Here is a 14709-nt window from a genome sequence, read left to right as displayed (position 1 = left end):
CGCAAGGTAGGGCTGAAAGCGTAAACAGGCACAGAAGAGCTTTACGGCAATAACAGCAGAGTTGAACCCTTACGATGGGGGGGCAGCAGGGATGCGTCCGGCCTTACAAATTCTCCCGCAGGTCCAGCTTGCTCGCGTTTAGGGCGGGGCGAATGCTCACGGCCAGGGTGATGAGAATGATGGACAGGCAGGTGAAAACAATGTCCGAAACCTGCATTTTCACCGGGTAGGCATCCACTACGCTCGTGGCCATGCCCATGCTCACAAAGCCGAAATATTGCTGCAGCCAGCACAGCGTCACGCCCAGCACGAGGCCCGTGGCCGCGCCCACCAGCGCCACAATGGCCCCCACGAGCAGGAACGTCTGCCGCACGGTTTTCTCGGTGGCGCCCATGGCTAGCAGCACCGAAATGTCCTTTTTCTTATCAATGACAAGCATCGAAAGGGAGAAAAAGATATTGAGCGAGGCAATGAGCAGGATGAGCGTGAAGGTGATGAACACGAACAGCTTCTCCACTTTAATGGCCTTGAACAAGCTCACGTGCTGCTCATCCGAATCCTGCACCTTGAAGCTTGGCCCAAGCTGCTTGCGGAGCTGCTCTTTGACCTGGTCTATCTCGAAGCTGGCGCCTACTTTCACGTAGAGCGCGGTGCGGCGGGTGGTGTAGCCCAACAGGCGCTGGGCGAAGGAAAGCGGCACAAAGATGTAGCTGTCGTCGATGTGCTGCTCAATCAGGAACACGCCGCCCGCAATCAGGGTCTGCTCATTGAAGGCCTTAGACGGGTCGATGCTGAGGGTTTTTTTGCCCGGTGTGTTGCGCGGGTACAGCAGGCGCATGGGCGCCAGGCGGTTGTTGAGCGTGATGCTGAGCTCGTGCTGCACACCAGCCCCTACCAAGGCCAGCTCCAGGCTGTCGCGGCGCAGGCGGTGGTCGCCCTCTCTAATATTGGCGTCAATCTGACTCTGGCCGAAGTAGTTGTCGCTCAGGCCGCGCATTTTCACCACCATCTGGCGGTCGTGGTACTGCAGCAGGGCATTGTCTTCTACAACCTCCGTGAGCAGGGCCACGCCGGGCGTGTTTTCCAGCTTCATCAGGAAGGTGCGGTCCACGTCAAACGCCTTGCCCTTGGTAGCCGAAATAACCAGATTGGGGTCCGACTTGCCGTAGAGCGTGCGCACCAGGTCCTCCAGTCCGTTGAACACCGACAGCACGATAATCAGGGCCATGGTGCCCACCGCCACCCCAATCATCGAAATATTCGAAATGATGGTGATGATGTTGCGCTTATTCTTCGAGAGAAAGTAGCGCCGCGCAATGAGAAGTGGAACGTTCATAAAGCACGGATTCGTCGGATTTCGCCCGGATTAAGCGGATTTAGTGGACGACTCCTTCGGTAGCGGTAGAGTGGCTGTGCGAGGATTGGGAACGGAAAGCTACGCTAACGGAGACGTAAATGGCGTGTCGACAACGCGAAACCGGCGGACAGCGGCCCCCAAACCCGCGCAATTTGAGTGTACTCGGTCACCATTGGGTTTTACTTCCAGGCCTTCACAATCAGGCCCGTGCCCGAATCGTGCACGGTGCGGGCGTCGAGCCAGTTGAGGAGCAGGCAGAATGGAAATACCACGGCGTAGTAAAACGGCAGCAGGATAAAAAACAGGCGCGATTTGCCCAGCATCAGAATGGGGTACTTCATGCTGAGGCGCCACGAAATCTGGCCCGGCTCGCCGTAGGCGTAGCGGGCTTCGATGCGCTCAAAACCGGCCGTGCTCAGCTTATGCTGGATTTCGCGAATGTTGTAGCCATCGCGCACGTGCTCTTCAATGAAACTGGTTTCGCCGTCGTCGTGCACGTCGGAACCGCCCTGGTCGCTGGGCGTGGAGATGAGCAGCATGCCACCGTCTTTCAGCGAAGCGTGAATGTTGCGAAACACCTCCACGTCTTCCAGAATGTGCTCCATCACGTCCACCGACAACGCCAAATCGAAGGAATTGGGCTCTTGGTACAGCACCAAATCCTGCACCGCAAACTGCACGTTGCGGCGGCCAATCTGCCGGAAAAACCGATTGGAGTCGGCCACTTGGTCGTCTTTCACGTCCACGGCCAGAATGTTCCATTTGGCGCTCAGTCCGCTCAGCCAGTACGTGTACTGCCCGTAGCCGGAGCCGGCATCGAGGATGTGCAGCGACTCCTGGGTGCGGCCCTTGGCCCACTGGCGCAGCTCCCGGTGCACGTGCCAGGTGCGCAACAACAGCAAATCGAGCAAGTGGTAAAACAGTCGGCGCAGCCACGGCGTGCGGTTGAATACCTGGCCGAGCGTCTTCTTTATCGGGTCGTAGTACAAGGCGGTGAGTAAGCGAATGGGTGAGTGGGTGAATGGCTTGATGGGCAAATGCGCGCACGACTACCTGGCAGCCATGCATCCAGATGCCCCCTAGCTTATTCTCCTTTGAAAAGGCGCGGCCGGGCAGGTTTCTCCTCCGAAGCATCTGCCTCGTCTTTGGGTGCGGCCGGGATGTCCAGCGTGCCCAGCACCTGGTCCATATGGGCAGCGTAGGCGGCGCTGTCGTCGTGAAAGAAAATGAGCTCGGGCACCACGCGGGCCGTTTGGCGAATGCGCTTGGCCAGCGCCTGGCGAATGGCCTTGGCGTTATCGCGCACAATTTCGAGCCGCTCGTTGGCATCATTGCCCAACAGCAGGCTCAGGTACACGCGGGCCTGGCCCAGGTCGGGCGTCACCTTCACCATGCTGATGCTAGGTGCCAGGCCCCCACCGAAGAGGTGCGGCAGGTCGCGCTGCATCACCTGTGCCAGCTCCTGCTGGAGCAGGCTGGCCATTTTTTGTTGTCGTTTGCTTTCCATATTACAGAACAAAGGTACGGATTGGGGAAGAAGGTAATTTAGAAGTACGGCGCTTGGCCGGGGCAGCGGGGAAGGTCTTGGGATCAATACCTTTGCGTGGCTCCCCCGTTCCCGTCTTTTTTACGTCCCCGTAGTTGCTTCGCTTTTTCAAAAGCTCTTTGCCTGCGCAGGTGCTGGCCCTGCTGGTGCTGGTGCTGGCCCTGCGCCTGCCGCTGCTGTGGCTGGGCCTGCCCGTGACGGCGGCCGAACTGCGGGCCCTGCTAGTAGGCGAGCGGCTATACGGCGGCGCCATGCCCTACCGCGACCTTTACGACGGCACCGCGCCATTGGCCGCCGCCACCTTCGCGGTGCTCGAGGCCGTGATGTCGCGCCCGGTGTGGCTCTACCGGGTATTTGCCCTTGCCCTGCTACTGGCGCAGGCTTTCCGGCTCAACCTGGTGCTGAACCGCTACGATGTGCACCCCGAGCGCGGCTACCTGGCCGCCCTCACCTACTTGCTGGTGGGCAGCGTGAGTACCGATTTGGACACGCTCTCGCCTCTGCTGCTGGGGCACACGTTCGTCGTGTTTGCCATCAGTGCATTGCTGCCAACTTCCCGGGAGGGCTATGACAACCGCCGGTTGTTCCGGGCTGGGTTTTTTATTGGCGTGGCGGCCTTGTGTTACCTGCCTCTGGCGCTATTTGTGGTGGTGGGCCTGTTTGCGGTGGTTATTTTCGCGGCCAATTCTTTTCGGAGTTCCCTGCTGCTGCTGTGCGGGTTTTTCTTTCCCTACGCGCTGGTGGCCACGTTCTTTTTCTACACCGGGGCATTGGCGGGCTTCACGCAGTTTCACCTGCAGCCCGGCCTCACCGATTTGATTAGCAGTGGCCTGCCGGCCGGCTTGCAGTTGCGCCTGCTCATTGTGCCGGTGCTGGTACTGGGGCTGGCCCTGTTGCGGTCGTTGGGCACGTCGCTGGGCTTGGTGTTCCAGATAAAATTCCGGCAGATGATGCTGGTCTGGCTGGCCGTGGCCATTGCTACGGCGGCCGTAGAGCGTGGGGCGGCACCGGGCGTGCTGGTGCTGCTGCTGCCACCACTGGCGTATTTTAGCTTGTTTCTGTGGCAGCGCTACCAACACAACTGGATGCTGGAGCTGCTGCTGCTGCTCGTGCTCAACGCGGCGCTGGTGCTGCGCTACCGGGCCCACGTGCCCCGCCTCGAAGCCCTGCTGCAGATGCCCGCCGAAAGCCGCTTCGGCCTCCAGCCCGACCCGCGCTATGCGGCTCTGCGCGGCCACACCCTTCTCATTATGGGGCAGGACGACCGAGCATATTTCCATAACCGGCCTGCCACGCCGTACTTGGACTGGGCGCTTTCCCAGGCCGACTTCGGGCACCTCAACGAATACGCCGCCGTGGTGCGCATTGCCCAGAAAGTGAGCGCCTCCCCCCCGGACTACTTGCTCGACCAAGTGGCGCAGGTGCCGCGCCTCAAGCAGTTGCTGCCCGCGGTATTCGGGGTGTACCAGCCCACTGGCACACCCGGACTATACCGCCGCCAGGCGAAATAAAAAGGCGGGAGTTCTACACCCAGCACCAGGTTTTCTGCTGATTGTCGGAGGGTAAGTTTCGCAGGAACACCGCCACTGGCTCCAAATCGGCCAGCAGGGAAGTGAGCACCACCACACGGCCATCCTGCAGGTGCAGGCGCAGGTAGTCGTACTTCACCCAAAAAGTCCGGCGGGCCCGGCACGTAACCCGCTCTACTTTCACCAGGTCGCGCCGCTCAAAGGCTACCCGCTGCTCTGCTTCATACACCTCCAGGCGGTTTTCGGCCGGTTGAAAAACCAGCACGGTTCCCTCATTGAGCGTCCAGTACCGCACATGAAGCAGCAGCGCCGGGCCACTCAACGCCAGGGTAAACAGGACGAAGCCGGCCGTGAGCACCCATTCGAAGGTGCTGGCCTCGGGCCCGCCCATGGCCACGGCCGGCACCACGCTCAGGCCCGCCCCCAACGCCAGCAGCGGCCAAAACAACAGGCGCATTTGCCGCGCCGCCGTCACCTGGTAAACGTGGGTGCGCTTCGAAAACAGGCTCGTCACCCATCGCAACGCACCCAGCACCAGAAGGAGCACTACCGCTATTTCCAGCAGCGGCTTTAAAAAAGCGAATTTCATGTACGTAAAGCGCTGGGCTATGCGCCCACCTGCACCCAGGCTTCGCCTTCGGCGCGGGCCCGCAGGTGGCCAAAGCTTTCCAGCGCCAGCCCGTGCTTGGCAAATACCTCCAGCACCGCCGCGCGTCCCTGGGGTGCCACGCACACCAGCAAGCCGCCGGAGGTCTGCGGGTCGCAGAGCCACGCCCGCTGCTCGTCTCTGATGGGGCCCACTTTGTGGCCGTAGCTGGCCCAGTTGCGGCCGGTGCCGCCGGGCACGCTGCCCTGCTTCAGGTAGTCATCGGCCGCCGCGATGCGGGGCACCTTCGAGAACTCGATTTCTGCCGTCAGGCCGCTGCCTTCGCACACTTCCGACAAGTGCCCCAGCAGGCCGAAGCCCGTCACGTCGGTTAGGGCCGTCACCGCGTCCAGCTTGCTCAGCTCCGCCCCAATTTTGTTGAGCTGCATCATCTGAGCGGGGGCAATAGCTGCGTCCTCGTCCCGCAGAATGCCTTTTTTCTGAGCCGTGGTCAGGATGCCCACGCCCAGCGGCTTGGTCAGAAACAGCTCCGAGCCGGCGGTGGCCGTGTCGTTCTGCTTCAAGTCCACGATGTTCACCATACCCGTCACGGCCAGCCCAAAAATGGGTTCCGGCGAATCGATGCTGTGGCCGCCGGCCAGCGGAATGCCCGCCTCGGCACATATGCTGCGGGCGCCTTCCAGCACGCGGGCAGCTACTTCGGGCGGCAGCTTGTCCACGGGCCAGCCCAGCACGGCAATGGCCAGCAGGGGGCGCCCGCCCATGGCGTACACGTCCGAAATGGCATTGGCCGAGGCAATGCGGCCGAAGTCGTAGGCATCGTCCACAATGGGCATGAAAAAGTCGGTGGTCGAAATCACCGCCTGGCCCCCGCCAATGTCGTACACGGCCGCATCGTCGCGGCTGGCGTTGCCCACCAGCAGGTTGGGGTACTGGGGCTGCGCAATGGTGGTGTGCAGCATCTGGTCGAGCACGGCTGGCGCAATTTTGCAGCCGCAGCCCGCGCCGTGGCTGTATTGAGTGAGTTTGTATTCGGTGGTGGGGGTCATATCGAGAAGAAAAGAGGGGCTAAGCCGCTGGTTGCAGACTGCAAAAGTCCGCAAAGAGTTTTGTAGTCTCGGAGTTGGGGGCCTGAGTTCGCCCAAAATGCAAAGAGAGGAACCCCAACCGGGCAAAAGTGCCGCGGTGTGGATTCCTCTCCCAGTTAAAAGGGGAAGTGCCGTGCCTACGACGACTTGCTGGTCACCATTACGGGCACTTCTACGTTTTCCCAGCGCAGTACCAAGCCTTTGGGCGTCACTTCGTACACCAGCCGCTCGGCCATGGCAGCGGGCTTGCGGGGCTTCACCAATACGCGCAGGGCATCCAGCTTCTGGTCGTATTTGTAGGCGCCCCACTGATTTGGCTCTTTGTTGAAAATAACCGTCCACTGCTTTGCAGCAGTCGGAATCACGAAGAAGCTGTACTTGCCGGCGGGCAGGGCCTTGCCTTCCACCATCACCGGCTGGCTGAACTCTACCGTGGTGGCCTCATCGGCCCCGGCGCGCCACACTTTGTCAAAAGGCTCCAGTCCGCCGAAAACCTTACGGCCTTTCACCGCCGGGCTGCTGTAGTTCACCGTCACGTTGGCGCTGCCAATCTTGCCGCTGGCAGTGGCCGCAGGGCTGGCCTTTGCTTTCGGGGCCTCCGTTTGCGCATAAGCAATGCTGGTGGTCAGCACCGTGGCCAGCCCGAACGCCACCTGGCGAAATAGTTGAATGGTTTTCATTTGACTTTGTTTTGTTAACCGTGAATAACGAGCTGCCTTTGCTGCCCACGTCGTGAAACCCTGCCGGTGGGCTTGTGGTTCTAAAGTCAGTAATCTGTAAGCAGAAGTTGCGTCATGGTGCTACGCTTGCGGTCTGCCTGCCAGAGCGGGTGAGGGGCGCGTCACCCACCGCCGGGCTCGTATTGCATTCCGCCGCCTCTTGTCGTACCTTTGCACCCGAAGTTGGTATTCGCTTTAGCAAAGAGGGGACGCGCAGTCCCCTCTTTTTTTGCCCGCTTTTTTCCCTAGTTATGCATTTCGACCGTACCCTACTGCTGGAAATGCTCCAGGACGCCATCGGCGAAGAGGAGCTGTTCATCGTGGGCCTCACCCTCTCCGATTCGATGCTGCCGAAGGTGACCGTCACCCTCGACGGCCCCACTGGCCTGGCCATTCAGGCGTGTGCCACCGTCAGCCGTCGCCTAGCCCGTCGCATCGACGAGCACTACGGCGAGGATTCTGCCTACTCCCTGGAAGTCACCAGCCCCGGTGCCGACCAGCCCCTCACCGACCCACGCCAGTATACCCGGCACATCGGCCGTTCCCTGGCCCTGAAGCTGGCCGACGGTACCGAGAAAACCGGCGTCCTCACCGCCGCCACCCCGGAAGGCGTGGAAATTGAAGAAGTCATCAAACAGAAAACCAAGAAAACCACCCTGCCCGCCGCCTTCTATCCCTTCGCGGATATCCAGGAAGCCAAGGTGGTTATCTCTTTCAAGTAAGCCTCTTGTCATGCTGACGAAGGAAGCATCTTATCACCGCTGCTTTCGTCAGAATTACTAACTCATTGCAGCCCGGACATGATAAGGTCCTTCGCTGCGCTCAGGATGACAGTATTAATATGAACAGCCACGAACTAATCGAATCCTTCGGCGAATTTGCCCGGAGCAAAAACATTGACCGGCCCACGATGATGAGCATCCTGGACGACGTGTTTCGCACGATGATTCGCAAAAAGTACGACCAGGACGAAAACTTCGACGTTATCATCAACCCCGATAACGGTGACCTGGAAATCTGGCGCAACCGCGAAATCGTGGACGATAACTCGGAGGACATCTGGGACCACGACAAAATCACCCTCACCGACGCGCAGAAAATCGAGCCCGATTTCGAGGTGGGCGAGTCCGTGGCCGAAGGCGTGAAGCTCGAGGATTTTGGCCGTCGTGCCGTGCTCATGGCCCGCCAAACGCTCATTCAGCGCGTGAAGGACCTGGAGCGCGACAACCTCTACCAGAAATACAAGGACCAGGTAGGCGAGATAGTGACCGGGGAAGTCTACCAGGTGTGGAGCCGCGAGGCCCTCATCATGGACAAGGACGACAACGAGTTGGTGATGCCCAAGGGCGAGCAAATCCCCAAGGACCGTTTCCGCAAAGGCGACACCGTGCGCGCCGTGGTACACCGCGTGGAAGTGATTAACGGCACGCCGAAAATCATCCTTTCCCGCGCTGCTCCGGCCTTCCTCGAGCGCTTGTTCGAGCTGGAAGTGCCCGAGATTTACGATGGCCTCATCGTCATCAAAAACGTGGTGCGCGAGCCCGGCGAGCGCGCCAAAGTAGCCGTAGAAAGCTACGACGAGCGCATCGACCCCGTGGGTGCCTGCGTGGGCATGAAAGGCAGCCGCATCCACCCCGTGGTGCGCGAGCTGGAGAACGAGAATATCGACATCATCAATTACACCGACAACTTAGAACTCTATATTGCGCGGGCACTATCGCCGGCCAAAGTGGGTTCTATGAAGATAAACCAGGAGAGCGGCCGGGTTTCGGTATTCATGAAGCCCGACCAGGTGAGCCTGGCCATTGGCCGTGGCGGTGCCAACATTAAACTGGCGAGCCGGTTGGTGGGCATGGAAATCGACGTATTCCGCGAAGCCATTGACTACGAGGAAGATATTTCGCTGGACGAGTTCCAGGACGAAATCGAGCCTTGGGTATTGGCCGAACTGAAAAAGATTGGTCTGGACACCGGCCGTGCCGTACTGGCTGTTAAAAAGGACGACATCGTGCGCCGCACGGAGTTGGAAGAAGAAATGGTGGACGATGTGTACCGCATTATCCGCCAGGAATTTGCCGACGACGAAGACCTCGACGACAGCTCGCTGGATGCCGCTAAAAAGCGCGTCGCCAACGATGCTGCTCCTGAGGCAAAAAATGACGAAAAAGGCGAAGAAGCGGCCGTTACGCATGCTTCCGAAGCCGAAACTACCCCCGAACACACCCCTTTGGAGGCTGAAATGACCGAACAACCCAAAGCAGCTACTGAGGATGCGGGCGCAAGCTCTCCCGCCGAGCCAGCCCAATGACGCCCGCGCGGCCGGTACGGCAAGGGTAACAAATCGTGCCAGTTGGCGCGGTTTGCGCCCTGCTGGCAAGATTTAATGTAATACCTTTGCACTTAGAAGCGTATCGAACGCGAGTAACAGATAGAATGGCGGAAGCAACCCCGAAACGGCTACAACAGGCGGCCAAAGACCTGAATATTGGAATGGACAGGGTGGTCGAAGCCCTGGCCAAGAAAGGTATACAAGTAGAGAACAAGCCCACCACGAAGCTCACTGGTGAGCAAGTGGCCTCGCTTGAGAAGGAGTTCGCGGCCTATGCCCATGACCGGCAGGAGGCTCAAAAGGTCATTCAGGACAAGCGCCAGAGTGACCTTGATGCGGCTCCCAAACCTGCTGCCCCGGCCCCGCGCCCGGTGCCTGCGGCTGCTCCTGCTCCCAAGCCGGCCGCGCCCGCTGCCCCCGTGGCTGCGGCACCAGTGCCCGCGCCTGCTCCAACTCCAGTGGCTCCGGCTGCCCCCGTGGCCGCCGCACCAACTCCTGCCCCCGCCCCAACGCCCGTTGCGCCAGCCGCACCGGGCCTTAAGGTATTGGGCAAAATTGAGCTGGACAGCCGTGGCCGGGTAGTGGCCCCCAAAGCCAAGCCTGCTGAAACGCCGGCGGCAGTGCCAGCCCCTGCACCGGTTGCTCCGGCTGCTCCGGTTCCAGTTGTTGCTGTGCCTGCTCCCAAAGCGGAAAAGCCCGCTGCCCCGGCACCGGCTCCTGTGCCAGCCGCTCCGGTAGCTACTCCAGTGGCAAAAGCCGAAGCAACACCTGCTGCACCGGCAGCTGCACCGGCAGCGCCTGCTCCGGCTGCACCGGCCCCCGCTGCTGCTGCTCCCATATCACCCGCTACTGCTACTCCCGAGGTGCCTGCCGATGGCGGCACGCCCGAAGACACCAGCACTATTGTAGCCAAGTCAGACACGCTGAAGGGCCTTACGGTTCTCGGCAAAATCGACTTGTCGTCTATTAACAACGACCGCCGTGGTCCGGGTGGCCGTGGCCCTCGTCCCATTGCCTCTTCGGATGTGAGCAAGCGTGGCTTGCCAGCAGGCCCTGGCCAGAAGAAGCGCACGCGCTTGCCTGGCCCTCCCGGCAGCACTACCTCGCCTCCTAGCCCCGGCTACCAGGGCAACCGCCCGGCGGGTGCTCCCGGCCAGGGTGGCGGCTACCAGGGCAACCGCCCCGGCGGCGGCCCCGGCCAGCGCCCCGGCGGTCCCGGTCAGCGTACCGGTCAGTCGGCTCCCAAGGTTAATGCGCCCGCTCTCACCCCTGAACAAGCTGAGAAGCAGATTCAGGAGCAGATTAAGGCCACGCTGGCCAAGCTCGGCGGCAACAAAGCCACCGGCCAGGCCAACCGCGCCAAGTATCGCCGCGACAAGCGGAGCATGCTGGCAGAAGACCGCGAGGCCCTGCGCGCGCAGAACGAGCTTGATGCCAAGACGCTGAAACTCACCGAATTCATCTCGGCCCACGACCTGGCCTCGCTGATGGACGTGAACGTGAACGAGGTAATCAAGGTGTGTTTGGGCATGGGCATGTTTGTGTCCATCAACCAGCGCCTCGACGCCGAAGCCATTACTGTGATTGCCGACGAATTCGGCTTTGACGTGGAATTCCTGTCGAAAGAAGAGGAAGAAATCAGCATCGATGCCGGCGACGACGAAGCCGACCTGAAGCACCGCGCCCCGATTGTAACCATCATGGGCCACGTCGACCACGGTAAGACGTCGCTGCTTGACTACATCCGCGACGCGAGTGTGGCCAAAGGTGAAGCCGGCGGCATCACGCAGCACATTGGTGCCTACGAGGTGCGCACCAAATCGGGCCAGCCCATTACGTTCCTTGACACGCCTGGTCACGAAGCCTTTACGGCCATGCGTGCCCGTGGTGCCAAGGTGACGGACATCGCCATTATTGTGGTAGCCGCCGACGACTCGGTGATGCCGCAGACCAAGGAAGCCATCAACCACGCGCAAGCGGCTGGGGTGCCGATTATCATCGCCCTCAACAAGATTGACAAGTCTTCGGCCAACCCCGAGAAAATCCGCGAGGAGCTTTCGGCCATCAACATCCTGGTGGAAGAATGGGGTGGCAAATACCAGAGCCAGGAGGTTTCGGCCAAATCGGGCATTGGTATTGAGGAGTTGCTGGAAAAGGTGTTGCTGGAGGCCGAATTGCTCGACCTGAAAGCCAACCCCGACCGCGGCGCCATTGGTACCGTAATTGAAGCCTCGCTGGACAAAGGCCGTGGCTACGTAACCACCGTGCTGGTGCAAACCGGTACGCTGAACGTGGGCGACATCATCCTGGCCGGCCCGCACTTTGGCCGTGTGAAGGCCATGACCGACCACCGCGGCAAGAAAATGAAAACCGCGCCGCCCGCTACGCCGGTGCAGGTACTCGGCCTGACCGGTGCCCCACAGGCTGGCGACCGCATCCAGGTAATGGAAACGGAGCGCGAAGCCCGCGAAATGGCTACCCAGCGCCTGCAGCTGGCCCGCGAGCAGACCATCCGGACCAAGAAGCATATTACCCTGGACGAAATCGGCCGCCGTTTGGCTATCGGTTCGTTTAAGGAGCTCAACATCCTGGTGAAAGGCGACGTGGACGGTTCGGTGGAAGCACTCTCCGACTCGCTACTGAAGCTGAGCACGCCGGAAGTAAAGGTGAACATCCTCTCGAAAGGGGTGGGCGCCATCTCGGAAAGCGACGTGTTGCTGGCTTCGGCTTCCGACGCCATCATCATCGGTTTCCAGGTGCGGCCCTCGCAGAGTGCCCGCAAGCTGGCCGAGCACGAGCAGATTGACATCCGCCTGTACAGCATCATTTACAACGCCATCAACGAGGTGAAGGATGCCATGGAAGGCATGCTGGCCCCAACGGTGCAGGAAGTGGTGACGGCCAATGCCGAAGTACGGATGGTATTCAACATCACCAAGGTGGGCTCCATTGCCGGCTGCATGGTGACGGAAGGCCAGTTCCAGCGCAAGACACGTGTGCGGGTGGTGCGCAACGGTATTGTGCTGCACACCGGCGAAATCCAGGACCTCAAGCGCTTCAAGGACGACGTGAACGAAGTTCGCCAAGGCTACGAATGCGGTATCTCCATCAAGAACTTCAACGAGTTGCAGGAAGGCGACAACATTGAGGGCTTCGAAGAGAAGGAAATCAAGCGCACCCTGTAAGGACAGGGCGCTGCCTGAAAGCACGAAAAAGCCCCGTCTGCAGATGCAGACGGGGCTTTTTCGTGCTTAACGAATGGAGGGTAGTTAGTTACTACTGGTTAGTTATTATGGTATCAGTAGTGTTTTGCTGACAACCAACCACGAGCAACTAAACTAATTTTTTGGGTTAGAAGATGAAGAAATCCTTCTTCATTTTGCTCTTGTGTACCAGCGGCTTGCCGGGAGGGTTGGAGCCACCTACCGAGTGGCTCATGCCGCGCTTGAGCTCCGAAAAGCCTTTTTTGGCTTTGTACTTGCGCACCATGAAACCACGGCCGCTACGGTTAGAGTCGAACTGCCGGTCGGTGGTACCGAAGCTGGTGTTGCCGGTGCGGGCTTGCAAAAGCTCCATTTGCTGGTCCTGCTTGATTTGGTCGGGCGTCATGGCCGCGCGGCGTTGGTTGCGGAGCAATTCCTCAGCATTGTTGCCGGTGGTGCGCCGCGCGCCGGTTTCGCTGCTGCTTTGGCCGGGCGTGGGAAATGCGGGGCCGGACTGGGCAGCGGCACTGCCAACGGCAACCAGACTTAGACCGCTTAGGAGTGTAGCAGCGAGCAGAAATTTCATTTCAACGACAGGTGAAGTGGAGGAAGGATGGCAGCCTAACGGATGAGCGACAAGGCGAGTTCAATGCAGCGGCCGGATGATAACCGACTGCAATTAACGAAAACAAATCTCGCAACTTATTTTGATTCGGCAATTTATCTATCCCCAATAAAATGAATACTTGAGCCTAAAACGACAAAACCGCTGCCCACAACTCGGTGGACAGCGGCTTTTTCACGTTGAACGAAAGAGTGTTCTTAGCCGCGATGGGTGCGTAGCGAATCACGGATTTCCATGAGTAGCTGCTGTTCGGCGGTAGGGGCAGCGGGCACGGCCGATACTTCGAGGGGCTTCTTCTTGACGCTATTGGCCGCTTTTACCACCCAGAAGATAACGGAGGCGATGATGAGAAAGCAGATTACCTCATTGATAAAGTTGCCATAAGCCAGAGCAGCTGAGCCGGCTTTCTTAGCTTCCTCCAGCGTGGTGTAGGACTTGCCATCGAGCGCGACGAACATGTTCTGCAAGTCTATGCCCCCGGTGAACAAGCTCAGGACGGGTATGGGGATGTCATGGGTGAGCGAAGTGGCGATTTTGCCAAACGCCGCCCCGATGGTGACGCCGACTGCTGGGTCCAGGACGTCGCCTTTGGAGATAAACTCTTTGAATTTGGAAACAAAGCCCGTTGAAGTGTCGCAGTAAGGTGAAGAAAAGAGGATGTGTTGATAAAGCTAATTATGTGAGTAAATAACAATTGCTTATTCTGGGGCAAAGCTGGGAAAATTCACCTGTGCCTGGCGGTGGGTTTCGGTGCACAAGGGTGCTGGGACGACCAGCAGGGGGAAGCCCTGCCCAGTGCCGCCGGGCCCGTGCCTTATCTTTGGCGTGACCAAATCACTCAGGCCCTTTGCTCGCTATGTCTGCTTCCTACGAAAACCTGCTCTATGAGCTGGATGCCGCCAGCGGCATCCTCACCATCACCATCAACCGGCCCAGCAAGCTTAATGCGCTGAACGCCGCCACCATTGAAGACATTGGTGCGGCCATGCAACAGGCGCTGGACGAGCCCCAGGTGCGCGGCATTATTGTGACGGGCAGCGGCGAGAAGGCCTTTGTGGCCGGCGCCGACATTGCCGAGCTGGCGGCCCTGACGCCCGCCCAGGCCCTGCGCGCCGCCGAACACGGGCAGGAAGCCTTTTGCCGGATTGAGGAGAGCACCAAGCCCGTGGTGGCGGCCGTAAACGGCTTCGCGCTGGGCGGCGGCTGCGAGCTGGCCATGGCCTGCCACATGCGCGTGGCATCGGACAACGCCCGCTTTGGGCAACCCGAGGTGAACCTGGGCCTGCTGCCGGGCTACGGCGGCACCCAGCGCCTGCCCCAGCTCGTTGGCAAGGGCAAGGCCATTGAGCTGCTGCTCACGGCCGACTTGGTGAAAGCCGACGAGGCTTTGCGCCTGGGATTGGTGAACCACGTGGTGCCGCAGGCCGAGCTGCTGGCGTTTTGCCAGCAGCTGCTGGGCAAAATTCTGGGCAAGGCGCCCCTAGCGGTGGGCATGGTGCTGGAATGCGTGAACGCGCACTACGCTAAAGATGCTAATGGCTACGAAGCCGAGGCCAAAGCCTTCGGGCGGGCGTTTGAAACCGACGATTTTAAGGAGGGCACGACGGCTTTTGTGGAAAAGCGCGCGGCGGTATTCACCGGGAAATAGGCCTTCGGCAATGAAGAATGAGGAATGAAGAATAAGGAATTGCCCCAGTGACAGTTGC

Annotated in this window: 12 protein-coding genes and 1 pseudogene; 5 read left to right on the top strand and 8 right to left on the bottom strand. The window is 59.9% G+C overall.

Going from position 1 to position 14709, the window contains the following annotated elements:
- Nucleotides 1-103: 103 nt before the first annotated feature.
- The 3 genes from BEN48_RS02005 to BEN48_RS01995 all read right to left on the bottom strand — a co-directional run bounded on the left by BEN48_RS02005 (nucleotide 104) and on the right by BEN48_RS01995 (nucleotide 2864).
- Nucleotides 104-1336, bottom strand: a complete 1233-nt coding sequence (locus BEN48_RS02005) for an ABC transporter permease (RefSeq protein WP_070732433.1) — start codon at nucleotides 1334-1336, stop codon at nucleotides 104-106.
- Between the two features lie 200 nt (nucleotides 1337-1536).
- Nucleotides 1537-2394, bottom strand: coding sequence for a class I SAM-dependent methyltransferase (locus BEN48_RS02000; RefSeq protein WP_241502140.1), 858 nt, complete (start codon nucleotides 2392-2394; stop codon nucleotides 1537-1539).
- Between the two features lie 47 nt (nucleotides 2395-2441).
- Nucleotides 2442-2864 carry a ribosome-binding factor A gene (locus BEN48_RS01995; RefSeq protein ID WP_070732429.1) on the bottom strand — a complete coding sequence of 141 codons (423 nt, stop codon included), beginning with the start codon at nucleotides 2862-2864 and terminating at the stop codon, nucleotides 2442-2444.
- A 134-nt stretch (nucleotides 2865-2998) separates the two neighbouring features.
- On the opposite strand from BEN48_RS01995, the gene BEN48_RS01990 reads away from it, so the two are divergent.
- The gene (locus BEN48_RS01990) at nucleotides 2999-4414 is read left to right on the top strand and encodes a hypothetical protein (RefSeq protein WP_070732427.1); all 1416 of its coding nucleotides are present in this window, start codon (nucleotides 2999-3001) and stop codon (nucleotides 4412-4414) included.
- Between the two features lie 13 nt (nucleotides 4415-4427).
- On the opposite strand, the gene BEN48_RS01985 is transcribed toward BEN48_RS01990, so the two are convergent.
- The 3 genes from BEN48_RS01985 to BEN48_RS01975 all read right to left on the bottom strand — a co-directional run bounded on the left by BEN48_RS01985 (nucleotide 4428) and on the right by BEN48_RS01975 (nucleotide 6807).
- Nucleotides 4428-5021, bottom strand: coding sequence for a hypothetical protein (locus BEN48_RS01985; RefSeq protein ID WP_070732425.1), 594 nt, complete (start codon nucleotides 5019-5021; stop codon nucleotides 4428-4430).
- Nucleotides 5022-5038: 17 nt separating this feature from the next.
- Complete coding sequence (selD, locus tag BEN48_RS01980) at nucleotides 5039-6088, bottom strand: selenide, water dikinase SelD (RefSeq protein WP_070732422.1); 1050 nt, start codon at nucleotides 6086-6088, stop codon at nucleotides 5039-5041.
- Between the two features lie 176 nt (nucleotides 6089-6264).
- The gene (locus BEN48_RS01975) at nucleotides 6265-6807 is read right to left on the bottom strand and encodes a DUF2911 domain-containing protein (RefSeq protein ID WP_070732420.1); all 543 of its coding nucleotides are present in this window, start codon (nucleotides 6805-6807) and stop codon (nucleotides 6265-6267) included.
- Between the two features lie 290 nt (nucleotides 6808-7097).
- Between BEN48_RS01975 and BEN48_RS01970 the strand changes: the two genes are divergently transcribed.
- The 3 genes and pseudogenes from BEN48_RS01970 to infB all read left to right on the top strand — a co-directional run bounded on the left by BEN48_RS01970 (nucleotide 7098) and on the right by infB (nucleotide 12360).
- On the top strand, nucleotides 7098-7568 hold the full coding sequence (locus tag BEN48_RS01970; RefSeq protein ID WP_241502139.1) for a ribosome maturation factor RimP: 471 nt from the start codon (nucleotides 7098-7100) through the stop codon (nucleotides 7566-7568).
- A gap of 119 nt (nucleotides 7569-7687) precedes the next feature.
- Nucleotides 7688-8920, top strand: a pseudogene (nusA, locus tag BEN48_RS01965) (transcription termination factor NusA); the annotation flags it as partial.
- Between the two features lie 359 nt (nucleotides 8921-9279).
- A complete protein-coding gene (gene infB, locus BEN48_RS01960) occupies nucleotides 9280-12360 on the top strand; it encodes a translation initiation factor IF-2 (RefSeq protein WP_070732416.1) in 3081 nt (1026 codons plus the stop codon).
- 166 nt (nucleotides 12361-12526) lie between these two features.
- Here the strand turns inward: infB and BEN48_RS01955 are convergent, their stop codons facing one another.
- Together BEN48_RS01955 and mscL are read right to left on the bottom strand one after the other, a co-directional pair.
- On the bottom strand, nucleotides 12527-12964 hold the full coding sequence (locus BEN48_RS01955) for a hypothetical protein (RefSeq protein ID WP_070732414.1): 438 nt from the start codon (nucleotides 12962-12964) through the stop codon (nucleotides 12527-12529).
- 236 nt (nucleotides 12965-13200) lie between these two features.
- Nucleotides 13201-13662 (bottom strand): large conductance mechanosensitive channel protein MscL, encoded by a 462-nt coding sequence (mscL, locus tag BEN48_RS01950; RefSeq protein WP_070732412.1) that lies wholly within the window; start codon nucleotides 13660-13662, stop codon nucleotides 13201-13203.
- A gap of 197 nt (nucleotides 13663-13859) precedes the next feature.
- Between mscL and BEN48_RS01945 the strand changes: the two genes are divergently transcribed.
- Complete coding sequence (locus BEN48_RS01945) at nucleotides 13860-14651, top strand: enoyl-CoA hydratase/isomerase family protein (RefSeq protein ID WP_070732410.1); 792 nt, start codon at nucleotides 13860-13862, stop codon at nucleotides 14649-14651.
- Nucleotides 14652-14709: the final 58 nt, after the last annotated feature.

The organism is Hymenobacter glacialis (assembly GCF_001816165.1).
GTDB classification, from domain to species: Bacteria; Bacteroidota; Bacteroidia; order Cytophagales; family Hymenobacteraceae; genus Hymenobacter; species Hymenobacter glacialis.
This window is presented reverse-complemented; position numbering and strand designations above follow the sequence as displayed.